Source organism: Leclercia sp. S52, from assembly GCF_039727615.1.
Lineage (GTDB): Bacteria > Pseudomonadota > Gammaproteobacteria > Enterobacterales > Enterobacteriaceae > Enterobacter > Enterobacter adecarboxylatus_B.
Window position 1 is genome coordinate 2,953,460 of sequence record NZ_CP152474.1, and the last position, 25,239, is coordinate 2,978,698.

The window sequence follows — 25,239 nt, forward strand, 5'->3', positions numbered from 1 at the left end:
GTACCAGACCACAGCATGATTCTGGAGAGCATTATGACGAAAACCAATGTGCGCATTGGCGCATTCGAAATCGATGATGCCGAGTTAAACGGCGATACGCAGGGCGAACGAACGTTAACTATCCCCTGTAAGTCTGACCCCGATCTGTGCATGCAGCTCGACGCCTGGGATGCAGACACCAGCGTTCCGGCCCTTCTCGATGGCGAACACTCCGTACTCTACCGTGAGCATTACGATCACAATTCCGATGCCTGGATCATGCGCCTTGCCTGATCCGGAGAGAACCCGCCCGCAGGCGGGTTATTTGTCACGTATTACCCCCCTTCCCTGAATCATCCCCTACAATATTAATACGATAGTGAATGCTGAGGGGCATGATGTACGCACTGGTGCTGTTTATTTGTTATCTGGACGCGGGTTGCGAAGACCTGGTCGTGGATGTTTATCGCACCGAAATTCAGTGCGAGGCTTCGATGGACGATCAGCGGATCCGCCACGGCGGCTGCTACCCGGTAGAAGATTTCGTCGACGGCTTCTGGCGCCCTGCCCAGGAGTATGCCGACCTCTGATTATTGCAGCTGCGCCAGGGTCAACGATCCGCCAAACACCGCCCCGGTGTCGATATAGTGCAGGTTCTGGCAATCAAACCGCTTATTTAGCGGCGTATGGCCAAACCAGAAGTGATCTGCCCCGGCGATCCCCTCCTCATGGCCGTTCATCAAGTCCCGCAGGCGCTCCCTGTCCCACAGAATGCTCTGCTTCACCACCGGTTTATCCCATTCATAGTGCGATGACGGGTAATCGGCATGGGCAATCACGTTCACGCCGTTGGTGCAGGTGATTTCGATAATCCACGGCAGCGTTTCACAACGCCCGAGCAGCGCGAGTGCCAGCTCTCGCTGTTCACCCTGTAATTCGGCAAACCAGACCCCGCCATTCATCAACCACAGCCCGAAGCTGTTATTATGCAGGGCATCCAGCGCCATCTGTTCATGATTGCCGCGCACCGTATAAAACCAGTTTTCGTTTAATAACTGCAGGCATTTCACGCTATCCGGTCCGCGATCGATCAGGTCGCCGACGCAAATAAGTAAATCCTCATACGGATTAATATGTCGCTGCTTTATTTCCTCCATAAGCAGTTGATAACACCCGTGAAGATCGCTTACCACCCAGACGTGTCGCCAGTTGTGACCATCAAGTTTTAGATACATAGCGCCTCCTCAGGATCAGTATAGCCCCTGCGGATGCACTACTGATGAGGAGTGAATGGCGCCTGGTTTAATAACCTCAATCGTTATTAAACGAAGCGGAAATAAAGGCTTAGCAACGGTTAAATGATTATCCGATGACCTTTAAGATAATTGCAGAATTATAAAGAGGTCATCATCGTGTCAAATACTATCCTGCCTGCTGAGGTGCCATACGCGCACCGTTCTTCCGTTATTCTCGCTCTGGCGAAAGGCGATCTTACGCCCGGCCCGCTGTGGCAGAAACGCGATTACCGGCTGAAATTCTTCCTGCGCACCCTGCTGTTCTGGTCCTCGACCACCCGCATGCTGGAGGCTATCTCCCGTCGCGATGATTTTTCAACTTTGCTGAAGGCACAGCCAACGTTGCCGGTGAAAACCCAGCGCCAGTACCTTTCCCGCGGGCTGACGGCCGGTGAGCGCGCAGAGGCGATCCTGCACCACTACGCCTGGATTGATGCCCTGCCGGATAGCGGCCTGGCTCACCTCTTTACCAGCCCGACGCCGCTTCCGCTGCTGCAGTTCGCCACCAAAGAGGATACCAGCTATACGATCTACGCTACCTCCGCGGTCAAGGCCGAACGCGAGGGCGAAACCACGCTCAGGTTACGCGCCGGGGATAATACCCTGCTGGCGAGTCTGACCTTCTGCGTCCTGGAAAAAAATGGACGCGGCGCGCTGATGATTGGCGGGTTACAGGGGCCGCGCCGGGATGTCGGCCGGGAGACGATCAAAAACGCCACACGCGCCTGTTATGGCCTCTTTCCAAAACGTATTTTGCTGGAAGCCGTCTTCAATCTGGCGAAGCAATCTGGTATCAGCACTCTTTACGGCGTCAGCGATGAGGGCCATGTCTTACGCGCCCTCCGTTACCGTTTGAGCAAAGGTCGTCATCTGCATGCCAGCTATGATGAATTCTGGGCCTCACTGGGCGGTCAGCAGGAAAATGCCTTCCGCTGGGCACTGCCATCCGGCATGGAGCGCAAATCGCTGGAGAGCATTGCCAGTAAAAAACGCGCCGAATACCGCCGTCGTTTTCAGCTGCTGGATGAGATCGAGCAGGCCATCCGCGCCCGGTTTTGCCGCTAATACTTGCTTTCATCGGTAACAGGCAAAAATTTAACACAAGCGCTAAAAAGCGCTGGACTTCCGCCGGGCGTAGTGTGGTATGGTTTAACGAAGAACAGAGGATGTTGCCCATCTGTTAAAGTCCGCAACGGGAAAATGCGTTTACTTTCAACAGATAAAAAAGAGACCGAATACGATTCCTGTATTCGGTCCAGGGAAATGGCTCTTGGGAGAGAGCCGTGCGCTAAAAGTTGGCATTAATGCAGGCTAAGTCGCCTTGCACTTTAAGAATAGATGACGACGCCAGGTTTTCCAGTCCGCAGCAAAAGTGGCCTGAAAAAAAGCGTTAGCCTGTCCTTAAACACAAAAACCGCAATGCTTCCGAAGAGAAGCCTGCGGTTTTTTTATTGGAAGCGGGAAACTAGCAGAGCGTATTCGCGCGCTCAATAAACGGTGCCAGGCTCATCTTCTGCCCCGGATTTTTCGGATCATCGACCTGAATAATCGAAATCGGCTGGCCGTTGCTCTTACCGCTGTCGACCTGCTGCTGCGCCACGTCGTTCAGGGGATACTGCACCAGCGTACTCGGGTTGATGGCATAGAGCGCATGACCCGGACGGCAGGTCAGCATCACCTCTTCCCGGTTAAACGCCCATTTGTCTTTACCTACTTCAAAGCGGCTAATGGTAATCACCTGCGGTGCCGCCAGCGCCGTGCCGGAACAGGCCAGCAATAAAAGAGAAAGTACGGTTTTTTTCATTGTGTTCCACCTCGTCAGAAGGGTTCCCAGGTCGCGAACAGGCTGACTGCCGCCAGAACCAGCGCCCCCAGCACAACCTCAGTCTGCGTCATCCTGATAAAATAACGTTGCTCACGTCCGTCGCCGGAACGAAATCGCGGCACCAGAACATACCGATTCACCAGGGCAATTACCACCATCATTGCCACCAGCGCACATTTCAACAACAGCAGGCGTCCCCAGGCCGAGTGCCACGGTACACCCCAGCCCTGAATCAGCAGGGTATTGATTGCCCCGGTGAGTATCACGCCCGCCACCGCCAGATGACCGTAGCGCGAGAAGCGCATCATGGTGTAAATGGCGGCCTCCCGCCAGCGTCCGCGCGACAGGCGCAGGCAAAAAAGCAGCGGCCACAAGCCACCCAGCCAGACGGCGGCACACAGCAGGTGCAGGGCATGATTGCTGCGCTGCACCCTGCCCAACATGCCTTCATGCATCGCCGCATGCCCGGTTCCCGCCAGCAGGATAAACTGCGCGGCGGTAAACAGCAGGATCAGCGGAACGGCTTTTCGCGGCTCCAGCCAGGCAATCCAGAGGGTCATCAGGGCCAGGATCATCTGCCACAACCAGATCCGGCCAAACTGGGTGGTAAGTACCGCAAGCCAGGTTGGCGCACTGAAAACATCCTGCCAGCCATTGCCCATCATCCCGCCCTGCAACGCCAGCATTATCAGCGCCGAAAGCAGGCCGAAAAGCGCGACGATTTTTTTGCCGACGGCGAAAACGGCGCGTCAGTAAACGCCGCAGGGAGACGGGCGCCAACCAGGCGCCGTAGAGGGCGTTACCGAACAGCACCATCAGGGCGGAAAAATGGACAAAGCGCAGCGCAACGTAGCAGAACGCCAGCATGTTACTTCACGCTAAAACGGTAGCTACCCTGGGTTTTGTGGCCATCCACTGAGACCACGTGCCAGTCCACCTGGTAAGTACCTGCCGTCAGGGATGACGCCATAGGCACGATCAGCTGGGTCGGGTCCTTCTCGTTGCGTTTTACCGCCCCGGTTTCGACAGGCTGCTGTTTATCATCCGTAATGGACACGCCGCTAAAGCGCGGTTCGATCCCCTCGGAGAAGTTGAGCGTTAATGCCTGAGGTGCCGCGTCAACGGCGGCATCGGCCGCGGGGTATTGATGCTTCAAATGGGCATGAGCAAAGACAACCGGCGTTGTCAGCGTAGTCAGTAACAGAGTCAGCGTGCAGACAGCACGGGAAAGGCGCGTCGCCATCACATACATTCCTTTTTGTTATGCCTGATTGTCAGAGGATAACTCTGTATAATGTTCCAGTCGAGGATCATCCTGCGCGGGCTTGTCAATGCGCCCCCCGTTTGGGTAACGTTGGCCCGCAAATGAAGGAGACGGTTATGAAGATTAATCTCGCCACCCTCCCCCAGGAGGAGATGGACAAAGTGAATGTGGATTTAGCCGCTGCCGGCGTGGCATTCAAAGAGCGCTACAATATGCCGGTCATCGCTGAAGTGGTGGAGCGGGAACAACCGGCGCACCTGCGCGACTGGTTTCGCGAACGTCTGATTGCGCATCGATTGACCTCTGTTAACCTCTCGCGCCTGCCGTGGGAGCCGAAAGTTAAGTAACCTTACCCGCTGTTACAGTTCCTTACACAGATTATGCCAGGATAAAAAGCCCTGAATCATTCAGGGGCTTTATGAATCTCTGCGACTCCGTGCATAAGGAAATCACGATGTCTCACTGGACTATTGCGGCTGCTCAGTATCAGCCGACCCATCACTGCGTGGACGAACATGTCGCGCACCATCTGCGTTTTATCACCGCCGCCGCGCGCCAACAGTGTAATTTACTGCTCTTTCCGGAACTCTCGTTAACCGGGCCGGTCTTACCAGACAGCCAACTCCCTGCCCCACCCGCTCGCCAGCAGCTCGCCCCCCCTGCATGATGCTGCGCAGGCCTGTAACGTTTCGGTTATTGCCGGGATCACGGTGGACGACAACGGCCAGCGTCAGCGTGGGCTGGCGTGGTTTAGCCCGGATCGGCCTCAGGCTATTTTCTACCCGCATGGAGCAGGCGCCTGTCTGGAGAGCCGGCACAGCGGCCTGTCCCTTGTCGATGCCCACGCCGAGCCGCCCAATATCACCCCCAACGCCACGCTGTTTACCCGCGGCATGGCGGTGAGTGAAGCCGAGCGGCCCGCCTCATTTGCGCAGTGGCAGCGTTTTGCTCATCGCTATGGGATTTCGGTCCTGGTGGCGAATCACGAGGGCGGCAGCGCCCTGTGGGATGCCCGCGGGCAGTTAATCCTCCGCGCCGATTCCGGAGAGGTATTATTAACGGGGCGCTATGTGGGACAGAGTTGGCAAGGTGAGATCATTCCATTACGCTAAACCTTTTACGGCCAGGAGAGAGCCATGCTACGTGTCATCGACACCGAAACCTGCGATCTGCAGGGAGGGATTGTGGAAGTGGCGTCTGTCGATGTTGTGAACGGGCAGATCGTCAATCCACGCAGCCATCTGGTGCGTCCGGATCGCCCCATCAGCCCGCAGGCGATGGCGATTCACCGCATCACCGAGGCGATGGTGGCCGACAAACCCTGGATTGAAGAGGTGATCCCGCACTACCACGGCAGCCCGTGGTATGTGGCGCATAACGCCAGCTTCGATCGCCGCGTGCTGCCCGAGCTGCCGGGGGGAATGGATCTGCACCATGAAGCTGGCCCGGCGCTTATGGCCGGGGATCAAATACAGCAACATGGCGCTCTACAAGTCGCGCAAACTCAGCGTCAGAACGCCGGAAGGGCTGCATCATCACCGCGCCCTGTACGACTGCTATATTACCGCCGCGCTGCTGATTGATATCATGAACACCACCGGCTGGACCCCGGATGAGATGGCCGATATCACCGGACGCCCGGCGCTGCTGACCACCTTTACCTTCGGTAAATACCGCGGGAAAGCGGTGGCGGAAGTAGCAGACAAAGATCCGGGCTATCTGCGCTGGCTGTATAACAACCTCGACAGAATGAGCCCCGAACTGCGCCTTACGCTGAAGCACTATCTGGGGGGATCCTGATCCGCCTCGCCGGACCGGGCGGTCAGGGTCTCCTGCGCCAGGCCGACGATAAACGCATACTCCAGCGCTACCCCCCTCATAGGATTTAAAGCGCCCCGACTTCCCGCCGTGTCCGGCATCCATATCGGTGCAGAGCAGCAGTAAATTATCGTCGGTCTTCATTTCACGCAGTTTCGCCACCCACTTGGCGGGCTCCCAGTACTGCACCTGGGAGTCATGCAAGCCGGTGGTGACCAGCATATGCGGATAGGCCTTCGCCTCCACGTTGTCGTAAGGGCTGTAGGCCTTCATGTAGCGGTAGTAGGTTGCATCCTGCGGGTTGCCCCACTCCTCATACTCCCCGATGGTCAATGGGATGGTTTCATCCAGCATGGTAGTCAGCACATCGACAAAGGGCACCTGCGCCACCACGCCTTTAAACAGCCCCGGGCGTTCGTTAATCACGGTGCCCATCAGCATTCCGCCCGCGCTGCCTCCCATGGCGAAGCACTGTTTTCGATCGCCATAGCCCAGCTCAAGCAACCCCTCGCAGACATCAAGATAGTCGTTGAAGGTATTTTTCTTTTTCAGGAACTTGCCGTCTTCATACCACTTCTGCCCCAGCTCGCCGCCGCCGCGAATATGGGCGATGGCAAAGACAAACCCCCGGTCGAGCAGGCTTAAGCGGCTGCTGCTGAAATCGGCGTCAATGCTGGAACCATAGGAGCCGTAGCCGTAGATGAGGATCGGATTTTTGCCCTTGCGGAAATGGTGCTTGTGGTAGACCAGCGAGACCGGCACTTCGACGCCGTCGCGGGCCACAATCCAGACGTGCTCGCTGCGATAGAGTTCAGCGTCAAAGCCTTTAACTTCAGCCTGCTTCAACACCTTGCGCTGCCCGGTGTCCATATCCAGTTCGAACAGGGTATCCGGGGTCGTCATGGAGGAGTAGCCGTAGCGCAGGCGCGAGGTTTCCGGCTCCGGGTTATAGCCAATCCAGGTCACGTAAGCGGGATCGTCGAAGGCAATACCGATTACCTCCCGGGTTTTGCGATTGATCTGCCGCAGGCTGGTCAGCCCGCGCTGGCGCTCTTCCACCACCAGCCAGTCGGTAAACAGGGTAAAGCCTTCGAGCATCACCTGATCGCGCGGCGGGATCAGCACTTCCCATCTGCGCTCGTCACGCACTTTGGTTTTGTAGAGGCCAAAGTTTTTGCCCTCCCGGTTGGAGCGCAAATAGAAGGTGTGCTGGAAGTGGTCGAGACTGTACTCATGATCCTTGCGGCGCGGCATAAAGCACAGCGGCTGAGCGTCCGGCAGTTCAGCATCCAGCAGCAGCACCTCGGTGGTGGTGGCGCTGGCGAGGAAGATAATGACGTAGTGTTTCGACGTGGTCTTATGCAGGCTGACGTAAAAGGTTTCGTCTTTCTCCTCATAGACCAGTTCGTCGCTGGTGGACGCGGTGCCTACCGTATGCCGCCAGACCTGAAAGGGGTGCAGCGTGGTGGCGTGCTTTTTGATGTAGTAGACCGTCTCCGAGTCATTGGCCCAGATGAAATCGGGAGAGACGTTATCGAGCATCTCGGGATACCAGTTCCCGGACTCCAGGTTGCGGAAGCGTAAGCCATACTGCCGTCGTGAGAGGTAGTCTTCGGCCAGCGCCATAATGGCGTTATCCGGGGACACCGCCATACCGCCCAGAGTATAGAACTCGCTGTGCGACGCCCGCTGGTTGGCATCCAGCAGCGTTTCCCACTCCTCCCACTCGGCGCAGAGCACCGACTGGCGCTGATAGATAGCGTATTCGTTACCGGGCTCATAGACGTGCCGGTATCGGTAGCCGTTGCGGCTCCAGGGCGCCGAGACGTCACGCTGCGGGATGCGCTCCACCATTTCGTTGAGCAGACGGTCCTGCAGCGCCTGCTGCGTCGACATGACCCGGCGGCCATAGTCATTTTCATCATGGAGGTAGTCCAGTACCTCCGGCTGTGAGCGGGTATCGTCGCGCAACCAGTAATAGTTGTCGATACGCGTGTCACCGTGCGCGGTGAGAGCGTGCGGAATGCGTTGGGCTTTAGGTGGCATGTCAGTATGATTCTTTTACGTTTAACACCCTATAAGGTTGGCAAAACATGCGCACGATGCAAGCGAAACGGGATACCCTGGGGCAAAAAGTTAGCCGGGGAGCGCCTGTTTTTGCTGGCGAATATCCTGCTCAATCCCCTCGCGGACCTCGGCCGGGATTTTCAGCGCATCGCCCAGCGCATTGAGATAGCTGCGCTCCATAAAGTGATCGATATCGATCGCCGCACAGCTCAGGAAATAGAGCTCCAGCGCTTCCTCTTCATTTTTGATCCCCTGTGCCAGACGCTGCGGATCGAGCGGCTGCTCAATGGCCTGAGCCACCAGCGCCCTGCCCTGTTCCTCCACGCCCGCTTCCCGCAGCTGCTGTTCAATAGCGGCGCGCTCCTGGTCGTCAATGTGACCGTCGCTCTTCGCCGCAAAGACCAGCGCCAGAATCAGCCTTTCGCTGCGTACATCCAGCGCCGAGGCCTGCTGACCAAACTGCGGTTCACCCTGATGGGCAGCACGCACCTTGTCCTTGTACTTATTCCATAGCACGGTGCCGGCAATGGCCCCGCCGCCCGCCAGCAGGGCACCGGTGCCGTATTTCGCCAGCAGCTTACGCGAAGATTTATTCGCCACCAGCAGTCCGGCAAGGCCGCCAAGTGCCCCTGGTGCCAGCATTTTGCTCAGCCCTTCTCCCGAGGATGACCCCGTTTTCTGCCCCAGCAGCGACTGTAATTGATTCAACCAGTTTGACATGATTTCCCTCACTTAACGGTGCATGAATCTCACAGCCTAAGCGAGGGGATGTCAGGAAATGTCTGCGGCGACAAAAGAAGCGAAAATTCACTTTTTCGGCGACAGGTACTGCGCGCTGCCCGCTTTACAGTCCACCTTCACCTGATAGTGAATATCGGTGTTTTTGCCACGTACCGTCAGCGGAACGGTCCAGCGATCTTTTTCACCCTTCACTTCTTTAGGGTTAATCCACGCCACCGGATCGGCCTGGCCGAGGGTCTTTTGATCGTCGGCCCAGCGCACGATGCGATTTTGCAGATAGTCCCGCTTCACGCTGGCGGCAATCCCCTGGGCATCCTGACCTTCACAAGCTGGAAACTTCACGGTTTTCTCATCGGCGGCCTGCGCCGTCAGGCTGGTGCCCAGCAGCGCCAGCGTCATTACTACCCCTGTTTTGTTCATCACGATCTCCGGTATTGGCTCCCCAAAAGCATGGTCGAAAAATGTGGCGATGCAAATAACCGCCTGTCGGGACGGCGGATTTCCGCGAAGCAAGACAGACGCAAACGTTTTCGTTTATACTGCGCGCAACTTTTTCAGGGGGATGATTATGACTCGTTTAGGAACTGCGCTGCGACCGGCAGCGACGCGCGTAATGTTGCTCGGCTCCGGTGAACTGGGCAAAGAGGTGGCCATTGAGTGCCAGCGCTTAGGCATTGAAGTGATCGCCGTCGATCGCTATGCCGACGCCCCGGCCATGCACGTTGCCCATCGCTCGCACGTGATCAATATGCTTGATGGCGATGCCCTGCGTGCGGTGATTGCCGCAGAAAAACCGCACTTCGTGGTGCCGGAGATCGAAGCCATCGCCACCGACACCCTGCTGGCGCTGGAAGCCGAAGGCCAGCGTGTGGTGCCCTGCGCCCGCGCCGCGAAGCTGACCATGAATCGGGAAGGCATTCGCCGTCTGGCGGCGGAAGAGCTGGCCCTGCCGACTTCCCGCTACCGTTTTGCCGACAGCAAGAGCGATTTCCTGCAGGCGGTGAACGACATTGGCTACCCGTGCATTATTAAGCCGGTAATGAGTTCTTCCGGTAAAGGGCAGAGCTTTGTGCGCAGCGCCGACCAGCTGGATCAGGCCTGGGATTACGCCCAGCAGGGTGGCCGCGCCGGCGCCGGGCGGGTAATCGTTGAGGGCGTGGTGCAGTTTGATTTCGAGATCACCCTCCTGACCGTCAGCGCCGTGGATGGCGTGCACTTCTGCGATCCGATTGGCCATCGTCAGGAAGATGGCGACTACCGCGAGTCCTGGCAGCCGCAGCAGATGAGTCCCCTGGCCCGCGCACGCGCCGAGGAGATCTCCCGCAAAGTGGTGCTGGCCCTGGGCGGCCACGGTCTGTTTGGCGTCGAGCTGTTTGTCTGCGGCGACGAGGTGATCTTCAGCGAAGTCTCCCCACGTCCGCACGATACCGGCATGGTGACCCTGATTTCTCAGGATCTCTCCGAGTTCGCCCTGCACGTTCGCGCCTTCCTCGGCCTGCCGGTCGGCGGCGTGCGTCAGTATGGCCCGGCGGCGTCGGCGGTGATCCTGCCGCAGCTGACCAGCCAGAACGTCACCTTTGATAACGTTGATGGCGCAGTGGGCGCGGGCCTGCAGCTGCGTCTGTTCGGTAAGCCGGAAATCGAAGGTTCGCGTCGCCTGGGCGTAGCGCTGGCAACGGGCGAAGATGTGGAAACCGCAATAGAGCGGGCGAAACAGGCCGCCGCCAGCGTGCAGGTAGCAGGATAAAAAAAACGGGCCTGAGGGCCCGTTTTTTATGACATTTGTTGTATTTCGTAGGCCGGGTAAGGCGAAGCCGCCACCCGGCAAAACACAATCTTACTGCTGCGCGCCTTCTACCGCTTCGCGCGCCAGCTTAGTGATGCGATCCCAGTCGCCCGCTTCCAGCGCATCCGCCGGAACCAGCCAGGAGCCACCGATGCACAGCACGCTTTTCAGCGCCAGGTAGTCACGGTAGTTCGCCGGGGAGATGCCGCCGGTCGGGCAGAAACGCACGTTGGCGAACGGACCTGCGATAGCCTGCAGCGCTTTGGTGCCGCCGTTGGCTTCCGCCGGGAAGAATTTGAACTCTTTCAGGCCGTAGTCCAGACCCAGCATCAGTTCAGACACGGTGCTGATACCCGGGATCAGAGGAATGGAGCCTTCGGTTGCCGCTTTCAGCAGAGGCTCGGTCAGACCCGGGCTGATAGCGAACTGCGCACCGGCTTCGGTAACTTCAGCCAGCTGCTGTGGGTTCAGCACGGTGCCCGCGCCGATGATGGCTTCCGGCACTTCTTTGGCGATGGCGCGAATGGCATCCATTGCACAGGCGGTACGCAGGGTCACTTCCAGGACGCGAACGCCACCGGCAACCAGCGCTTTCGCCATCGGCACAGCGTGTTCCAGCTTGTTAACCACGATCACCGGCACTACCGGGCCAGTTTTCAGGATTGCTTCTGCACTTGTATTCCAGTTTTTCATCAGAGTTTTTCTCTCGCCAGATCGATAATTCTTGTCGTCTTAAAACGTAATACAGGTCGCGCCCTGCTCTGCGCCCGAGAGGTTCTCGCGCAGCGCACTGAACATTTCGCGCCCCGTGCCCACGCGCGATGCGCTCAGGTCAGGAATATGTGACTTACGTGCGGCAAGCACCGCCTCATCAACCAGTAAGGTCAGCTCGCCGGTCTGACCGTTAACGCGGATGATGTCGCCATCGTATACTTTTGCCAGCAATCCACCGTCGTAAGCTTCCGGGGTGACATGGATGGCAGAAGGCACTTTACCTGATGCGCCGGAGAGGCGTCCATCGGTTACTAACGCAATTTTGAAACAGCGGTCCAATAATACACCAAGTGGCGGCATTAGTTTATGTAATTCTGGCATGCCGTTCGCTTTTGGTCCCTGATGACGGACCACAACCACGCAATCTTTGTCCAGCAGACCGGCTTCAAAGGCGGGCAGCACGTCATGCTGGCTCTCGAATACAACCGCCGGGGCTTCGATAATCTGGTTTTCCACCGGCACCGCAGAGGTCTTCATCACTGCCCGACCCAGGTTGCCGTTCAACACTTTGGTGCCGCCGTGGTGAGAGAAAGGCTTGTCGAAGGTGGCGATCACGCTGTCGTCCAGCGAGGCATGCGCCCCTTCACGCCAGTCCAGCTCGCCGTCGTTCAGCCACGGCTCCAGGGTGTAACGCTGCAGACCGAAACCGGCCACCGTGTTGACGTCTTCGTGCAGCAGGCCGCCCTTCATCAGCTCGCGCATCAGTACCGGTACGCCGCCCGCAGCCTGGAAGTGGTTAATATCCGCCGGGCCGTTCGGGTAGAGACGGGTCATCAGCGGCACCACTTCAGACAGATCAGAGAAATCGTCCCAGTTGATCAGAATGCCTGCCGCACGGGCCATCGCCACCATGTGCATGGTGTGGTTGGTAGAGCCGCCGGTCGCCAGCAGGGCCACGATACCGTTGACCACGACCTTCTCGTCGACCATTTTCCCGAGCGGCATCCACTCGTTGCCGTTACCGGTCAGACGGGTCACCTGACGCGCCGCGGCGGCGGTCAGCGCCTCGCGCAGCGGTGCATCCGGGTGAACAAACGACGAGCCCGGCAGCTGCATCCCCATAAACTCAACCACCATCTGGTTGGTATTGGCGGTGCCGTAGAAGGTGCAGGTGCCCGGCGCGTGGTAGGAGGCGGCTTCTGACTCCAGCAGCGCCATGCGATCCACTTTGCCTTCGGCATACAGCTGGCGAATGCGGACTTTCTCTTTATTAGCCAGGCCGCTGGCCATCGGGCCTGACGGTACGAACAGCGCAGGAAGATGACCAAACGACAGCGCCGCCATCGCCAGGCCCGGGACGATCTTATCGCACACGCCGAGGTACAGCGCGCCGTCAAACATGTTGTGCGACAGGCCTACCGCGGCAGACATGGCGATCACTTCCCGGCTCAGCAGCGAGAGTTCCATCCCGTCCTGACCCTGGGTCACGCCATCGCACATCGCAGGCACCCCGCCCGCGACCTGTCCCACGGCATTGGCCTGGTGCAGCGCTTTACGAATGATATCCGGGTAGGTCTCATACGGCTGGTGCGCCGAAAGCATGTCGTTATAGGAGGTGATGATGCCGATATTGTTACGCAGCATGCTTTTCAGCGAGGCTTTATCTTCCGGCTGACAGGCAGCAAAGCCGTGCGCCAGGTTACCGCAGGCCAGCTGCGAACGATGGACCGTATCGGTCTTCGCCTGCTGAATGCGAGCGAGGTAGGCTGAGCGGGTCTTTTTCGAGCGCTCAACAATGCGCTGTGTTACCCGTAACAAAGTCGAATTCATAGAAGCTCCTGTCATTTATCTGTCCGCGCTCTGGAATTAACAAAGTGTTTAGCAGGCTATAACATCGCTGAAACGCTTGATTGCCGGAGCTCTGGGGCAAAATCGCTTCCGGCAGTGTAATAAAAAAAGCTCCGGGTGGAAATCCACACGGAGCTTAAATGATTAATTATTGTGCGCTGGCCTGAGCCAGATCATGTTACCGGTAAAATAACCCCTAAGGATTAGCGGTAAATTTACTCAAACTCGTTCCAGGAGCGGCCGTCACGGGTGATCATTGCCACAGAGGCAACCGGTCCCCAGGTACCCGCCTGATACGGTTTTGGTGCATCCTGATCCGCAGCCCAGGCTTCGGTAATGGAGTCGACCCATTTCCACGCCTCTTCCACTTCGTCACGGCGCACAAACAGCGCCTGGATCCCACGCATGGTTTCCAGAAGCAGACGTTCGTACGCATCCGCCAGATGGTTCTGGTTGAAGGTTTCGGAGTAGCTCAGATCCAGCTTGGTGGTCTGCAGGTTGTGTTTGTGATCGAGGCCAGGCACCTTGTTCAGCACCTGAATATCCACGCCTTCGTCCGGCTGCAGACGGATGGTCAGTTTATTCTGCGGCAGCTCCTGCCAGGACTCTTTGAACAGGTTCAGCTCCGGGTTCTTGAAGTAGACAACCACTTCAGAGCATTTTGCTGGCAGACGTTTACCGGTGCGCAGGTAGAACGGCACACCCGCCCAACGCCAGTTGTCGATATCCACACGGATGGCGACGAACGTTTCGGTGCTGCTGGTTTTATTCGCACCCTCTTCTTCCAGATAGCCCGGCACTTTTTTACCCTGGGCGAAACCGGCGGTGTACTGACCGCGGACGGTTTTCTCACGCACGTTGGAGCGATCGATGCGGCGCAGGGACTTCAGCACTTTCACCTTCTCATCGCGAATGCTGTCGGCAGAGAGATCTGACGGCGGTGCCATGGCGATCATGCAGAGGATTTGCAGCAGGTGGTTCTGGATCATGTCGCGCATCTGACCGGCCTGGTCAAAGTAACCCCAGCGCCCTTCAATCCCCACCTCTTCCGCCACGGTGATCTCCACGTGGTCGATGGTGCGGTTATCCCAGTTATTGACGAACAGGGAGTTGGCAAAGCGCAGCGCCAGCAGGTTCAGGACCGTCTCTTTACCCAGATAGTGGTCGATACGGTAGACCTGGCACTCTTCGAAGTATTCACCGACCTGGTCGTTAATTTCACGGGAAGTGGCCAGCGAGGTACCCAGCGGCTTCTCCATGACCACGCGTGCCGGCTTGGCGTTCAGTTTGGCCTCGCCCAGCCCTTTGCAGATGGCGCCAAAAGTGCTTGGCGGCATGGCGAAATAGTTAATGGTGACGCGATTTTTCTGATCGAGCATGGCGCCCAGATCGGCAAAGGCCGACGTGTCGTTCACGTCGAGGTTGCAGAAATCGAGACGTCCACTCAGCGTATCCCACAAACTTTCATCGATCTTCTCCTTCATGAAAGTTTCCAGCGCTTCGCGCACCACTTTGGTATACGCGTCTTTATCCCAGTCGGCACGACCCACGCCCAGGATGCGTGTATCCGGGTGGATTTGACCCGCTTTTTCCAGTTGATACAGGGAAGGCAGCAATTTCCGGCGTGCAAGATCGCCTTTCGCGCCGAAAATGACCAGGTCACATGCCTGGGCTGTTTGCGTTACCGCCATGTCATTCTCCTCAGTTGGATACCCTGGTGCTTTTGCCAGAATATCGTTGTAATTTTATTACATGCACTCTACTGCTTTTATGTCATTCCCGAAACCATTTGCACTTATCCTCGCGTGCGATACGGCGATATTTCGTCAGGGGATCGCCCCGCGTGGGGTTATAACAGTGAAACGGGTGAAACTTTGCTCTGTCTGGCCGTTGCTAAAATCCGACAGCGATCAAGTAATGAAAAAAAACAACAACATTTTTTTCGGGGTTTGCCCTTTTTGGCAAATCACAGGCGTATATTCTTGCTAATTCGAATCGCGATTTCACCCCTTAATGAAATCGTTTCCACCGATGAGCGCCGTGTTAATAATGAACATGCTGGAAAAAATCCAGTTTCAACTGGAACACCTTAGCAAATCCGAGCGAAAAGTGGCTGAAGTAATTCTCGCCGCCCCCGCTCAGGCCATTCATTCCAGCATCGCCACTCTGGCCCAGGAGTCGGGGGTCAGCGAACCGACCGTCAACCGCTTCTGCCGCAGCATGGAGACGCGTGGCTATCCTGATTTTAAACTGCATCTGGCGCAAAGTCTGGCTAACGGCACTCCCTATGTAAACCGCAATGTCGATGAAGACGACAGCGTGGAGGCCTACACTGGCAAAATTTTCGAATCGGCGATGGCAACGCTGGACCAGGTCCGGCAGTCGCTGGATATGGGTTCCGTTAACCGGGCCGTCGATCTGCTGACTCAGGCGAAGAAAATTGCCTTCTTTGGCCTCGGATCGTCCGCCGCCGTCGCCCACGATGCAATGAATAAATTTTTTCGTTTCAATGTCCCGGTTATCTATTCCGACGACATCGTGCTGCAACGCATGAGCTGTATGAATTGTAACGAAGATGACGTGGTGGTGCTGATATCGCATACTGGCCGCACCAAAAGTCTGGTCGAGCTGGCCCAGCTGGCGCGTGAAAACGATGCCATGGTGATCGCCCTCACCACCACTGGTACGCCGCTGGCGCGTGAAGCGACGCTGGCGATCACCCTCGACGTGCCGGAAGACACCGATATCTACATGCCGATGGTGTCACGTCTGGCGCAGCTGACCGTCATCGACGTGCTGGCTACCGGCTTTACCCTGCGTCGCGGGGCGAAATTCAGAGATAACTTGAAGCGCGTCAAAGAAGCGCTCAAGGAATCGCGTTTTGATAAAGAATTGTTCATCAAGGGTGAAGTTCCCTGATCGTCAATTATAAAGTTGTTACTTTTTTTCGGCATTCGGTAAGTTTCCTGTTGGTATTACGGCGGACAACGTGCCGAATCATCGTTCACGCAACACCAGGTTGTTTCAGACAACGGAGTATTACATGTCCAGAAGGCTTCGCAGAACCAAGATCGTTACCACCTTAGGCCCGGCTACTGACCGCGATAATAACCTCGAGAAAATCATCGCTGCAGGCGCCAACGTGGTACGTATGAACTTCTCTCACGGAACACCGGAAGATCATAAATTACGTGCGGATAAGGTCCGTGAGATCGCGGCAAAACTGGGACGTCATGTAGCTATCCTCGGCGACCTGCAGGGTCCCAAAATCCGTGTATCCACCTTCAAAGAGGGCAAAGTTTTCCTCAATATCGGTGACAAATTCCTGCTCGACGCCAACCTGAGCAAAGGCGAAGGCGATAAAGAGAAAGTGGGCATCGACTATAAAGGCCTGCCTGCCGACGTGGTACCGGGCGATATCCTGCTGCTCGACGACGGTCGCGTTCAGCTGAAAGTGCTGGAAGTTCAGGGCATGAAGGTGTTCACCGAAGTGACCGTTGGCGGCCCGCTCTCCAACAATAAAGGCATTAACAAACTGGGCGGCGGTCTCTCTGCTGAAGCCCTGACCGAAAAAGACAAAGCCGATATCCTTACCGCGGCCGAGATCGGCGTTGACTATCTGGCCGTCTCCTTCCCGCGCTGCGGCGAAGATCTGAACTACGCCCGCCGTCTGGCGCGCGACGCAGGTTGTGATGCCAAAATCGTTGCCAAAGTGGAACGTGCTGAAGCGGTCTGCAGCCAGGACGCGATGGATGACATCATCCTCGCCTCTGACGTGGTGATGGTGGCCCGTGGTGACCTGGGCGTTGAGATTGGCGACCCGGAACTGGTCGGGATCCAGAAGGCGCTGATCCGCCGTGCCCGTCAGCTTAACCGCTCCGTGATCACCGCGACCCAGATGATGGAGTCGATGATCACCAACCCAATGCCGACCCGTGCGGAAGTGATGGACGTGGCGAACGCCGTGCTCGACGGTACCGATGCGGTAATGCTGTCAGCCGAAACCGCAGCCGGCCAGTACCCTGCGGAAACCGTGGCCGCGATGGCGCGCGTCTGCCTGGGTGCAGAGAAGATCCCAAGCATCAACGTCTCCAAGCACCGTCTGGACATTCAGTTCGACAACGTGGAAGAAGCGATTGCGATGTCGGCGATGTATGCCGCCAACCACCTGAAAGGCGTAACCGCGATCATCACCATGACCGAATCCGGCCGTACCGCGCTGATGACCTCGCGTATCAGCTCCGGCCTGCCGATCTTTGCTATGTCCCGTCATGAGCGCACCCTGAACCTGACCGCACTGTATCGCGGCGTGACGCCGGTGTTCTTCGACAGCACCAGCGACGGCGTGGCTGCGGCGAACGATGCCGTGAACCTGCTGCGCGATAAAGGCTATCTGGTTTCCGGTGATATCGTCATCGTGACTCAGGGCGATGTGATGAGCACCATCGGTTCAACCAACACCACTCGCGTGATGACCGTCGAATAATACGGCGGTTATGCCGGGTGGCGCTGCGCTTACCCGGCATACGTGACTTTTCCCTCTCCCTTTTAGGGAGAGGGTCAGGGTGAGGGGTATTTCTTATTTCTTTGGATACAGCTCTTTGCGCTTGTACGGCTCTTTCTCGCCAGGCTTGCGCGTCTTCAGCAGCTTCAGGATCCAGGTGTACTGCTCCGCATGCGGCCCCACCAGAATCTCCACCTCTTCGTTCATTCGGCGTGCAATGGTGTTATCGTCGGCGGTGAGCAGATCGTCCATCGGCGGGCGTACTTCAATCGTCAGGCGATGCGTTTTGCCATCGTAAATCGGGAATAACGGGACCACCCGCGCCTGGCATACCTTCATCAACCGGCCAATGGCGGGCAGCGTCGCCTTGTAGGTGGCAAAGAAATCAACAAACTCGCTGTGTTCCGGCCCGTGATCCTGGTCCGGGAGATAGTAGCCCCAGTAGCCCTGACGTACGGACTTGATAAAAGGTTTGATGCCGTCATTACGGGCATGCAGGCGGCCGCCAAAGCGACGACGCACCGTATTCCACACATAATCGAAGACCTTGTTCCCCTGATTATGGAACATCGCCGCCATTTTCTGTCCCTGCGACGCCATCAGCATCGCAGGAATATCCACGCCCCAGCCGTGGGGTACCAGGAAGATCACCTTCTCATCGTTGCGACGCATCTCCTCGACGATCTCCAGCCCTTTCCAGTCAACGCGGCTGGCGACTTTTTCCGGCCCGCGTAACGCCAGCTCACCCATCATCGCCATCGCCTGCGGCGCGGTGGTAAACATCTCATCAATGATCGCCTCACGCTCCGCCTCACTCTTCTCCGGGAAGCAGTAGAAGAGATTTATCTGCGCGCGACGGCGGGCGCTTTTACCCAGCTTGCCGGCCAGACGCCCCACTTTACCAAGCAGCGGATCGCGCACGGACGCGGGAAGCATCGCAATACCGGCAAAGGCATACACACCCAGCCAGGCGCCCCAGAAGCGCGGATGACGAAAGGATTTCTCAAATTCAGGAATGTACTCACTGTTGTTTTTTTGGGTTTCCATGCTTTTTCCAGGGCGGGTGATGCTTAAAAGAGTAATGCGTTAGTTTAGCGAGGCAGTGCGCAAGGCACAAAAGAAAAAGCCGGTGCAGTAACGCACCGGCTTTTATCGCTGCAGGATTAATCAATACTGAGCTGCGGAATAACCTCTTTGACCTGCGCCAGGTAATCGCTACGGTCTTTGCCGGTCAGCCCTTCGGTACGCGGCAGCTTCGCCGTTAACGGGTTAACCGCCTGCTGGTTGATCCACACTTCATAGTGCAGATGCGGACCGGTAGAACGACCGGTGTTGCCCGACAGGGCAATGCGATCGCCACGCTTCACCTTCTGACCCGGCTTCACCAGCAGCTTACGCAGGTGCATATAGCGGGTGGTGTAGGTACGTCCGTGACGCACGGCAACGTAATAACCCGCCGCACCGCTGCGTTTTGCCATGACCACTTCGCCATCACCTACCGCCAGAACGGGTGTCCCCTGCGGCATGGCGAAATCCACACCGCGGTGCGGGGCCACGCGGCCGGTAACCGGGTTCAGACGACGCGGGTTAAAGTTCGAGGAGACGCGGAACTGTTTCGAGGTCGGGAAGCGTAAGAAGCCTTTCGCCAGCCCGGTCCCGTTGCGATCGTAGAATTTGCCGTCTTCGGCGCGGATCGCATAGTAATCTTTCCCGTCAGAGCGTAAACGAACCCCAAGCAGCTGGCTCTGCTCACGCTTGCCGTCCAGCATTTCGCGGGACATCAGCACCGAGTAGGAATCGCCTTTTTTCAGCTTACGGAAGTCCATCTGCCACTGCATGGCTTTAATCACTGAACTGATTTCACCGCTGGTCAGCCCCGCCTCACGCGCGCTGGCAACGAAGCTACCGCCGCCTAAGGTGCCTTTGATGGCGCTATTAACCCAGTCGCCCTGCTGCATTTCACTGCTCATCTTGAAACCGTTTTCAGCACGATCGTAGGTGCGGGTTTCACGACGGGAGACTTCCCAGGTCAGGCGCTGTAAATCGCCACTATCGGTCAGAGTCCAGGAGAGCTGTTGACCAATTTTCAGGTTACGCAGATCTTTATCGGCTGCGGCAAGCTGGCTGATCTCGCCCATTTCAATGCCGTACTGATTCAGAACGCTGCTTAACGTATCCCCGGTAGAGACGACATATTCATGTACGCCCACTTCGGCTTCGGTTTTATCGTCAAGCTCATCCTGGGGAATCGCTTCTTCTTCCTGCGGGGCCTGATCGATAGGTTCACTGGCTTCAGGTAAAAGAGAGCGAATTTCACTCTTTTCCAGCTCAATGGTTTTAATAACAGGGGCAGAATTTGGGTGGTAAATATAGGGCCGCCAGACGGCGACCGCTAAGGTGAGAACAGTAAGCGACCCCAGCATGACGCGGTGGGGCCGGGGCAAATTATTAAATGCCAGGGCGACAGAGCGGGCTATCTGTTGCACGTATTCACTTCCTCGTTAATCTCCTTTCAGGCAGCTCGCATACTGGTTCGCCAGTTGGCTGAGGAACTGCGAATAGCTCGCTTTGCTCAACTGGATAGAGGTTCCCAGTGGGTCAAGGGTGCCCATACGCACGGACGTACCCCTTGCCACGGCTTCAACGACCGCTGGCCTGAACTGTGGCTCAGCAAAAACGCAGGACGCTTTCTGCTCAACCAACTGTGTTCTGATTTCATGTAAACGCTGCGCACCGGGTTGAATCTCTGGATTGACGGTGAAATGGTCAAGCGGCGTGAGACCGTAGTGTTTTTCGTAGTAGCCATAGGCATCATGAAAAACGAAATATCCTTTACCTTTCAGTGGTGCGAGCTCGGTACCCACCTGCTTGTCGGTTGCGGCAAGTTGTGCCTCAAAATCCTTCAGGTTGGCGTCAAGTTTGGCTCGACTTTGCGGCATAAGTTCCACTAATTTTTCATGGATTGCAACCGCCGACAGGCGCGCTATTTCTGGGGAAAGCCAAAGGTGCATATTGTACTCACCGTGATGGTGATGCTCGTCACCTTTTTCCCCTTCAGCACTCCCGTGATCGTGGTCATGATCGTCATCATCAGACCCTTTCATGAGAAGCGGTTTCACACCCGGAAGATTAGCGATGCTAACCTGTTTTGCCGGCGGCAACTGATTTGCCGACTTCTGCATGAAGGCTTCCATCTCCGGACCAATCCATACCACTAAGTCCGCGTTTTGTAAGCGTTTTACATCCGAAGGACGCAGGGAATAATCGTGTTCAGAAGCACCATCAGGCAATAAAACCTGGGTTTCGGTCACCCCGTCTGCGATAGCGGAAGCGATAAAACCGAGCGGTTTAAGCGAAGCGACGACGGCGGCGTTAACATCTTGTGCTGTTGAACCCCAAAGGGCAGCGGATAATGCTGCGAAAAGAAGCGTATTTTTCTGTAACATAATGCGACTATTCATCGTAATGAGTGGACGGAATGTGATATTATAACATTCGATGACTTCTGCAAGCATAAAATTGACATGACGAATCTGGTATCTCTCGAAAATATTTCGGTTTCATTTGGTCAGCGCCGCGTCCTCTCTGACGTTTCGCTGGATTTGAAACCCGGTAAAATTCTGACACTGCTTGGCCCCAATGGCGCGGGGAAATCGACGCTGGTGCGCGTGGTGCTGGGGCTGGTAGCACCCGACAGCGGCCTTATCAAGCGTGACCGACAGCTGCGCATCGGCTATGTGCCGCAGAAGCTGCATCTCGACGCTACCCTGCCGCTGACGGTGAGCCGTTTTCTGCGTCTGCGTCCCGCGACGCGTAAAGACGATATTCTGCCGGCGCTGAAGCGGGTGCAGGCCGGGCATCTGATCGACGCGCCCCTGCAAAAGCTCTCCGGCGGCGAGACCCAGCGCGTGCTGCTGGCCCGCGCCCTGCTCAACAAGCCGCAGCTGCTGGTGCTCGACGAGCCGACCCAGGGGGTGGACGTCAACGGCCAGGTGGCGCTGTATGACCTTATCGATCAGCTGCGCAAAGAGCTGGACTGCGCCGTGCTGATGGTATCCCACGACCTGCATCTGGTGATGGCAAAAACGGACGAAGTGCTCTGTCTGAACCATCACATCTGCTGCTCTGGCACACCGGAAGTGGTCTCCATGCACCCGGAGTTTATCTCGATGTTTGGCCCTCGCGGTGCCGAACAGCTGGGCATTTATCGCCATCATCACAACCACCGCCATGATTTGCAGGGACGCATTGTCCTGCGCCGGGGAAACGGTAACTCATGATTGAATTATTATTGCCCGGCTGGCTGGCCGGGATGATGCTTGCCTGCGCGGCGGGTCCACTGGGCTCGTTTGTCGTCTGGCGTCGGATGTCCTATTTTGGCGATACCCTCGCCCACGCCTCCCTGCTGGGTGTGGCCTTTGGCTTATTGCTGGATGTAAATCCGTTCTACGCGGTGATTGCGGTGACGCTGCTGCTGGCCGCCGGTCTGGTATGGCTGGAAAAGCGCCCGCATCTGGCGGTGGATACGCTGCTCGGGATCATGGCGCACAGCGCCCTGTCGCTGGGTCTGGTGGTGGTCAGCCTGATGTCCAACATCCGCGTGGATCTGATGGCCTATCTGTTTGGCGACCTGCTGGCGGTGACGCCGGACGATCTCATTGCCATCGCCATCGGAGTGGTGATCGTGCTGGCTGTCCTGCTCTGGCAGTGGCGTAACCTGCTGGCGATGACTATCAGCCCGGATTTAGCCTTTGTGGATGGCGTAAAGCTGCAGCGCGTCAAACTGCTGCTGATGCTGGTGACGGCGCTGACCATTGGCGTGGCGATGAAGTTTGTCGGAGCGTTGATTATTACGTCGCTGCTGATTATTCCCGCCGCCACCGCGCGTCGTTTTGCCCGCACGCCGGAGCAGATGGCCAGCGTGGCCGTGGGGGTCGGAATGATTGCCGTGACCGGCGGGTTAACCTTCTCGGCGTTTTACGACACCCCTGCCGGACCGTCGGTGGTGCTCTGTGCGGCAGCGCTGTTTATCTTCAGCATGATGAAGAAGCCTGCCAGCTGAGCCGCTCCCCGGTGGCGCTGCGCTTACCGGGGCTACAAAGACGTGTAGGCCGGATAAGGCGCAGCCGCCATCCGGCAATTTCCGCAGAGGTTAAGGCATCTCCGGTGGCGTAATGCCAAAGTGATCCCAGGCCCGCACCGTCGCCATGCGCCCGCGTGGCGTACGCTGTAAAAAGCCCTGCTGGATCAGATATGGCTCCAGCACATCTTCAATGGTTTCCCGCTCTTCACCAATGGCTGCCGCCAGGTTATCCAGCCCGACCGGCCCGCCAAAGAATTTATCCAGCACCGCCAGCAGCAGCTTGCGGTCCATATAGTCAAACCCTTCGGCATCCACGTTCAGCATATCCAGCGCCTGGGCGGCGATCTCATGCGAAATAGAGCCGTCGTGCTTCACCTCGGCAAAATCACGCACCCTGCGCAGCAGACGGTTGGCGATACGCGGCGTACCGCGGGAGCGCTTCGCCACTTCAAAGGCCCCCTCTTCGCTCATCTCCAGCCCCATGTAGCGCGCGCTGCGGCTGACGATGTGCTGGAGATCGGGCACCTGATAAAACTCCAGGCGCTGCACGATGCCAAAGCGGTCGCGCAGCGGCGAGGTTAACGAGCCCGCGCGAGTGGTAGCCCCAATCAGGGTGAACGGCGGCAGATCGATTTTAATCGAACGCGCCGCCGGGCCTTCACCGATCATGATATCCAGCTGGTAGTCTTCCATCGCCGGATAGAGCACCTCTTCCACCACCGGTGACAGGCGGTGGATCTCATCGATAAAGAGTACATCGTGGGGTTCGAGGTTGGTCAGCATCGCCGCCAGATCGCCCGCTTTCTCCAGCACCGGGCCGGAGGTGGTGCGCAGATTAACGCCCATCTCGTTAGCGACAATATTGGCAAGAGTGGTTTTCCCGAGGCCTGGCGGGCCAAAAATCAGCAGGTGATCGAGGGCGTCGCCGCGAAGTTTCGCCGCCTGGATAAAGATCTCCATCTGCGAGCGCACCTGCGGCTGGCCAATATACTCATCCAACAGCTTCGGGCGGATCGCACGGTCCACCAGATCTTCTGTCTGAACGCTGCCTGCCGAGACCAGACGGTCTGCTTCAATCATCCTTTACCTCACAATGCCGCGCGCAGCGCTTCACGAATCAGGGTTTCACTGGTAGCGTCCGGTTTAGCAATTTTGCTGACCATACGGCTCGCTTCCTGAGGTTTATAGCCCAGCGCCACCAGCGCGGCAACCGCTTCCTGCTCCGCATCATCCGCTGCCGGGCCGGCAGGCGAGGTTAGCACCAGATCGGCAGCCGGGGTAAAGAGATCGCCGTGCAGACCTTTAAAGCGGTCTTTCATCTCAACAATCAGGCGCTCGGCTGTTTTCTTGCCGATGCCCGGAAGTTTAATCAGCGCGGCGGGATCTTCGCGCTCAACGGCGTTCACAAACTGCGGAGCCGACATCCCGGAGAGGATCGCCAGCGCCAGCTTTGGCCCCACGCCGTTGGTTTTGATCAGCTCTTTAAACAGGGTGCGTTCCTGCTTATTATTAAAACCAAACAGCAGCTGGGCATCTTCACGCACCACAAAGTGGGTGAAGACAATGGCCTCTTTGCCCGCGTCCGGCAATTCATAGAAGCAGGTCATTGGCATATGTACTTCGTAGCCCACGCCTCCGGCCTCAAGCAGCACTATCGGGGGTTGTTTTTCTAAGATGATGCCTCTGAGTCTGCCTATCACGTGACGCTCCTGCGTTAAGGGCTAAAAGTTACCGCTGCCATAATAAAAAAAGGCTGGATAAACATCCAGCCTGATTTCACATTTAGCGCAATCGACCGCGCGCCAGATTGAGCCGCGACTCGCTTATCTGCATCACGTTCTGGCTGACGTGGCAGTGGGTAATGGCGATTGCCAGGGCATCGGCGGCATCCGCCTGCGGATTGGCGGGCAGTTTTAACAGAGTACGCACCATGTGCTGCACCTGGGTTTTATCTGCCCCACCGTTCCCCACTACGGTTTGCTTGACCTGCCGCGCGGCGTATTCAAACACCGGCAGATCCTGATTCACCGCCGCGACAATCGCCACGCCGCGTGCCTGACCGAGCTTCAGCGCCGAGTCGGCATTCTTCGCCATAAACACCTGTTCGATGGCGAAATAGTCTGGCTGGAACTGGGTGATGATCTCCGTCACGCCTGCGTAGATAAGCTTCAGACGCGACGGCAGATCGTCCACTTTGGTACGGATACAGCCGCTGCCAAGGTAGGTCAACTGACGCCCGACCTGGCGGATTACGCCATAACCGGTGATGCGTGAGCCCGGGTCAATACCGAGAATAATCGCCATCACGCCTCTCC

Annotated in this window: 25 protein-coding genes and 3 pseudogenes; 12 read left to right on the forward strand and 16 right to left on the reverse strand. The window is 57.2% G+C overall.

Annotated features, from left to right (window positions below):
* Positions 1 to 33 precede the first annotated feature (33 nt).
* Positions 34 to 273, forward strand: coding sequence for a YebV family protein (locus tag AAHB66_RS14235; protein WP_337014623.1), 240 nt, complete (start codon positions 34 to 36; stop codon positions 271 to 273).
* A gap of 104 nt (positions 274 to 377) precedes the next feature.
* Entirely contained in the window at positions 378 to 569 is a 192-nt protein-coding gene (locus AAHB66_RS14240) for a YebW family protein (protein WP_337016581.1), read from the forward strand.
* Here AAHB66_RS14240 and pphA read toward each other — a convergent pair whose 3' ends face one another.
* Complete coding sequence (gene pphA / locus AAHB66_RS14245; RefSeq protein WP_347113379.1) at positions 570 to 1,214, reverse strand: protein-serine/threonine phosphatase; 645 nt, start codon at positions 1,212 to 1,214, stop codon at positions 570 to 572.
* 177 nt (positions 1,215 to 1,391) lie between these two features.
* On the opposite strand from pphA, the gene AAHB66_RS14250 reads away from it, so the two are divergent.
* Positions 1,392 to 2,339, forward strand: coding sequence for a VirK/YbjX family protein (locus AAHB66_RS14250; protein ID WP_347113380.1), 948 nt, complete (start codon positions 1,392 to 1,394; stop codon positions 2,337 to 2,339).
* A gap of 400 nt (positions 2,340 to 2,739) precedes the next feature.
* On the opposite strand, the gene AAHB66_RS14255 is transcribed toward AAHB66_RS14250, so the two are convergent.
* The 3 genes and pseudogenes from AAHB66_RS14255 to yobA all read right to left on the reverse strand — a co-directional run bounded on the left by AAHB66_RS14255 (position 2,740) and on the right by yobA (position 4,342).
* Complete coding sequence (locus AAHB66_RS14255) at positions 2,740 to 3,078, reverse strand: YebY family protein (protein ID WP_347113381.1); 339 nt, start codon at positions 3,076 to 3,078, stop codon at positions 2,740 to 2,742.
* Positions 3,079 to 3,092: 14 nt separating this feature from the next.
* Positions 3,093 to 3,966, reverse strand: a pseudogene (copD, locus tag AAHB66_RS14260) (copper homeostasis membrane protein CopD).
* Between the two features lies 1 nt (position 3,967).
* Positions 3,968 to 4,342, reverse strand: a complete 375-nt coding sequence (gene yobA / locus AAHB66_RS14265) for a CopC domain-containing protein YobA (RefSeq protein WP_347113382.1) — start codon at positions 4,340 to 4,342, stop codon at positions 3,968 to 3,970.
* 137 nt (positions 4,343 to 4,479) lie between these two features.
* Here yobA and AAHB66_RS14270 point away from each other — a divergent pair, with 137 nt between their 5' ends.
* From AAHB66_RS14270 to exoX, 4 genes and pseudogenes are all read left to right on the forward strand, one after another.
* Positions 4,480 to 4,710, forward strand: coding sequence for a DNA polymerase III subunit theta (locus AAHB66_RS14270; protein ID WP_337014616.1), 231 nt, complete (start codon positions 4,480 to 4,482; stop codon positions 4,708 to 4,710).
* A gap of 107 nt (positions 4,711 to 4,817) precedes the next feature.
* The gene (locus AAHB66_RS14275) at positions 4,818 to 5,030 is read left to right on the forward strand and encodes a nitrilase-related carbon-nitrogen hydrolase (RefSeq protein WP_347113383.1); all 213 of its coding nucleotides are present in this window, start codon (positions 4,818 to 4,820) and stop codon (positions 5,028 to 5,030) included.
* Between the two features lie 43 nt (positions 5,031 to 5,073).
* A complete protein-coding gene (locus tag AAHB66_RS14280; protein ID WP_347113384.1) occupies positions 5,074 to 5,475 on the forward strand; it encodes a hypothetical protein in 402 nt (133 codons plus the stop codon).
* Between the two features lie 24 nt (positions 5,476 to 5,499).
* Positions 5,500 to 6,163, forward strand: a pseudogene (gene exoX, locus AAHB66_RS14285) (exodeoxyribonuclease X).
* Here the strand turns inward: exoX and ptrB are convergent.
* From ptrB to yebF, 3 genes and pseudogenes are all read right to left on the reverse strand, one after another.
* Positions 6,145 to 8,227, reverse strand: a pseudogene (ptrB, locus tag AAHB66_RS14290) (oligopeptidase B). The pseudogenes exoX and ptrB overlap by 19 nt on opposite strands.
* 90 nt (positions 8,228 to 8,317) lie before the next feature.
* Positions 8,318 to 8,968: a DUF533 domain-containing protein gene (locus AAHB66_RS14295; protein WP_347113385.1), complete on the reverse strand. Its 651-nt coding sequence runs from the start codon at positions 8,966 to 8,968 to the stop codon at positions 8,318 to 8,320.
* 87 nt (positions 8,969 to 9,055) lie between these two features.
* Positions 9,056 to 9,409: a protein YebF gene (yebF, locus tag AAHB66_RS14300; protein ID WP_347113386.1), complete on the reverse strand. Its 354-nt coding sequence runs from the start codon at positions 9,407 to 9,409 to the stop codon at positions 9,056 to 9,058.
* Between the two features lie 148 nt (positions 9,410 to 9,557).
* Between yebF and purT the strand changes: the two genes are divergently transcribed.
* Positions 9,558 to 10,736, forward strand: coding sequence for a formate-dependent phosphoribosylglycinamide formyltransferase (gene purT / locus AAHB66_RS14305; RefSeq protein ID WP_347113387.1), 1,179 nt, complete (start codon positions 9,558 to 9,560; stop codon positions 10,734 to 10,736).
* A 90-nt stretch (positions 10,737 to 10,826) separates the two neighbouring features.
* On the opposite strand, the gene AAHB66_RS14310 is transcribed toward purT, so the two are convergent.
* From AAHB66_RS14310 to zwf, 3 genes are all read right to left on the reverse strand, one after another.
* Positions 10,827 to 11,468 carry a bifunctional 4-hydroxy-2-oxoglutarate aldolase/2-dehydro-3-deoxy-phosphogluconate aldolase gene (locus AAHB66_RS14310; RefSeq protein WP_059307637.1) on the reverse strand — a complete coding sequence of 214 codons (642 nt, stop codon included), beginning with the start codon at positions 11,466 to 11,468 and terminating at the stop codon, positions 10,827 to 10,829.
* A 39-nt stretch (positions 11,469 to 11,507) separates the two neighbouring features.
* Positions 11,508 to 13,319 carry a phosphogluconate dehydratase gene (gene edd, locus AAHB66_RS14315; RefSeq protein ID WP_347113388.1) on the reverse strand — a complete coding sequence of 604 codons (1,812 nt, stop codon included), beginning with the start codon at positions 13,317 to 13,319 and terminating at the stop codon, positions 11,508 to 11,510.
* A gap of 233 nt (positions 13,320 to 13,552) precedes the next feature.
* Positions 13,553 to 15,028: a glucose-6-phosphate dehydrogenase gene (gene zwf, locus AAHB66_RS14320; protein WP_347113389.1), complete on the reverse strand. Its 1,476-nt coding sequence runs from the start codon at positions 15,026 to 15,028 to the stop codon at positions 13,553 to 13,555.
* A 322-nt stretch (positions 15,029 to 15,350) separates the two neighbouring features.
* Here zwf and AAHB66_RS14325 point away from each other — a divergent pair, with 322 nt between their 5' ends.
* Both AAHB66_RS14325 and pyk read left to right on the forward strand, forming a co-directional pair.
* Positions 15,351 to 16,256 carry a MurR/RpiR family transcriptional regulator gene (locus AAHB66_RS14325; RefSeq protein ID WP_106993321.1) on the forward strand — a complete coding sequence of 302 codons (906 nt, stop codon included), beginning with the start codon at positions 15,351 to 15,353 and terminating at the stop codon, positions 16,254 to 16,256.
* A gap of 124 nt (positions 16,257 to 16,380) precedes the next feature.
* A complete protein-coding gene (pyk, locus tag AAHB66_RS14330; protein WP_333849119.1) occupies positions 16,381 to 17,823 on the forward strand; it encodes a pyruvate kinase in 1,443 nt (480 codons plus the stop codon).
* Between the two features lie 93 nt (positions 17,824 to 17,916).
* On the opposite strand, the gene lpxM is transcribed toward pyk, so the two are convergent.
* The 3 genes from lpxM to znuA all read right to left on the reverse strand — a co-directional run bounded on the left by lpxM (position 17,917) and on the right by znuA (position 21,287).
* Positions 17,917 to 18,888 (reverse strand): lauroyl-Kdo(2)-lipid IV(A) myristoyltransferase, encoded by a 972-nt coding sequence (gene lpxM, locus AAHB66_RS14335; RefSeq protein ID WP_347113390.1) that lies wholly within the window; start codon positions 18,886 to 18,888, stop codon positions 17,917 to 17,919.
* 116 nt (positions 18,889 to 19,004) lie between these two features.
* Positions 19,005 to 20,327 (reverse strand): murein DD-endopeptidase MepM, encoded by a 1,323-nt coding sequence (gene mepM / locus AAHB66_RS14340; protein WP_347113391.1) that lies wholly within the window; start codon positions 20,325 to 20,327, stop codon positions 19,005 to 19,007.
* 15 nt (positions 20,328 to 20,342) lie between these two features.
* A complete protein-coding gene (gene znuA / locus AAHB66_RS14345; protein ID WP_347116493.1) occupies positions 20,343 to 21,287 on the reverse strand; it encodes a zinc ABC transporter substrate-binding protein ZnuA in 945 nt (314 codons plus the stop codon).
* A gap of 78 nt (positions 21,288 to 21,365) precedes the next feature.
* Here znuA and znuC point away from each other — a divergent pair, with 78 nt between their 5' ends.
* Together znuC and znuB are read left to right on the forward strand one after the other, a co-directional pair.
* Positions 21,366 to 22,121 carry a zinc ABC transporter ATP-binding protein ZnuC gene (znuC, locus tag AAHB66_RS14350; RefSeq protein ID WP_347113392.1) on the forward strand — a complete coding sequence of 252 codons (756 nt, stop codon included), beginning with the start codon at positions 21,366 to 21,368 and terminating at the stop codon, positions 22,119 to 22,121.
* On the forward strand, positions 22,118 to 22,903 hold the full coding sequence (gene znuB / locus AAHB66_RS14355) for a zinc ABC transporter permease subunit ZnuB (protein WP_337014602.1): 786 nt from the start codon (positions 22,118 to 22,120) through the stop codon (positions 22,901 to 22,903). The genes znuC and znuB overlap by 4 nt, the downstream gene beginning before the upstream one ends.
* A gap of 90 nt (positions 22,904 to 22,993) precedes the next feature.
* Here the strand turns inward: znuB and ruvB are convergent, their stop codons facing one another.
* The 3 genes from ruvB to ruvC form a co-directional block, all read right to left on the reverse strand.
* On the reverse strand, positions 22,994 to 24,004 hold the full coding sequence (gene ruvB / locus AAHB66_RS14360; RefSeq protein WP_142489972.1) for a Holliday junction branch migration DNA helicase RuvB: 1,011 nt from the start codon (positions 24,002 to 24,004) through the stop codon (positions 22,994 to 22,996).
* An 8-nt stretch (positions 24,005 to 24,012) separates the two neighbouring features.
* On the reverse strand, positions 24,013 to 24,624 hold the full coding sequence (ruvA, locus tag AAHB66_RS14365) for a Holliday junction branch migration protein RuvA (RefSeq protein WP_347113393.1): 612 nt from the start codon (positions 24,622 to 24,624) through the stop codon (positions 24,013 to 24,015).
* A gap of 82 nt (positions 24,625 to 24,706) precedes the next feature.
* Positions 24,707 to 25,228, reverse strand: a complete 522-nt coding sequence (ruvC, locus tag AAHB66_RS14370; RefSeq protein ID WP_347113394.1) for a crossover junction endodeoxyribonuclease RuvC — start codon at positions 25,226 to 25,228, stop codon at positions 24,707 to 24,709.
* Between the last annotated feature and the right edge of the window lie 11 nt (positions 25,229 to 25,239).

Coding starts and splice junctions, on each gene's coding strand:
- purT (WP_347113387.1), top strand. CDS start 9,558: ATGACTCGTTTAGGAACTGCGCTGCGACCGGCAGCGACGCGCGTAATG.
- ruvC (WP_347113394.1), bottom strand. CDS start 25,228: ATGGCGATTATTCTCGGTATTGACCCGGGCTCACGCATCACCGGTTAT.
- AAHB66_RS14240 (WP_337016581.1), top strand. CDS start 378: ATGTACGCACTGGTGCTGTTTATTTGTTATCTGGACGCGGGTTGCGAA.
- AAHB66_RS14275 (WP_347113383.1), top strand. CDS start 4,818: ATGTCTCACTGGACTATTGCGGCTGCTCAGTATCAGCCGACCCATCAC.
- znuB (WP_337014602.1), top strand. CDS start 22,118: ATGATTGAATTATTATTGCCCGGCTGGCTGGCCGGGATGATGCTTGCC.
- znuA (WP_347116493.1), bottom strand. CDS start 21,287: ATGTTACAGAAAAATACGCTTCTTTTCGCAGCATTATCCGCTGCCCTT.
- AAHB66_RS14295 (WP_347113385.1), bottom strand. CDS start 8,968: ATGTCAAACTGGTTGAATCAATTACAGTCGCTGCTGGGGCAGAAAACG.
- edd (WP_347113388.1), bottom strand. CDS start 13,319: ATGAATTCGACTTTGTTACGGGTAACACAGCGCATTGTTGAGCGCTCG.
- AAHB66_RS14270 (WP_337014616.1), top strand. CDS start 4,480: ATGAAGATTAATCTCGCCACCCTCCCCCAGGAGGAGATGGACAAAGTG.
- yebF (WP_347113386.1), bottom strand. CDS start 9,409: ATGAACAAAACAGGGGTAGTAATGACGCTGGCGCTGCTGGGCACCAGC.
- yobA (WP_347113382.1), bottom strand. CDS start 4,342: ATGGCGACGCGCCTTTCCCGTGCTGTCTGCACGCTGACTCTGTTACTG.
- pyk (WP_333849119.1), top strand. CDS start 16,381: ATGTCCAGAAGGCTTCGCAGAACCAAGATCGTTACCACCTTAGGCCCG.
- znuC (WP_347113392.1), top strand. CDS start 21,366: ATGACGAATCTGGTATCTCTCGAAAATATTTCGGTTTCATTTGGTCAG.
- AAHB66_RS14255 (WP_347113381.1), bottom strand. CDS start 3,078: ATGAAAAAAACCGTACTTTCTCTTTTATTGCTGGCCTGTTCCGGCACG.
- AAHB66_RS14235 (WP_337014623.1), top strand. CDS start 34: ATGACGAAAACCAATGTGCGCATTGGCGCATTCGAAATCGATGATGCC.
- ruvB (WP_142489972.1), bottom strand. CDS start 24,004: ATGATTGAAGCAGACCGTCTGGTCTCGGCAGGCAGCGTTCAGACAGAA.
- zwf (WP_347113389.1), bottom strand. CDS start 15,028: ATGGCGGTAACGCAAACAGCCCAGGCATGTGACCTGGTCATTTTCGGC.
- AAHB66_RS14325 (WP_106993321.1), top strand. CDS start 15,351: ATGAAATCGTTTCCACCGATGAGCGCCGTGTTAATAATGAACATGCTG.
- lpxM (WP_347113390.1), bottom strand. CDS start 18,888: ATGGAAACCCAAAAAAACAACAGTGAGTACATTCCTGAATTTGAGAAA.
- AAHB66_RS14310 (WP_059307637.1), bottom strand. CDS start 11,468: ATGAAAAACTGGAATACAAGTGCAGAAGCAATCCTGAAAACTGGCCCG.
- pphA (WP_347113379.1), bottom strand. CDS start 1,214: ATGTATCTAAAACTTGATGGTCACAACTGGCGACACGTCTGGGTGGTA.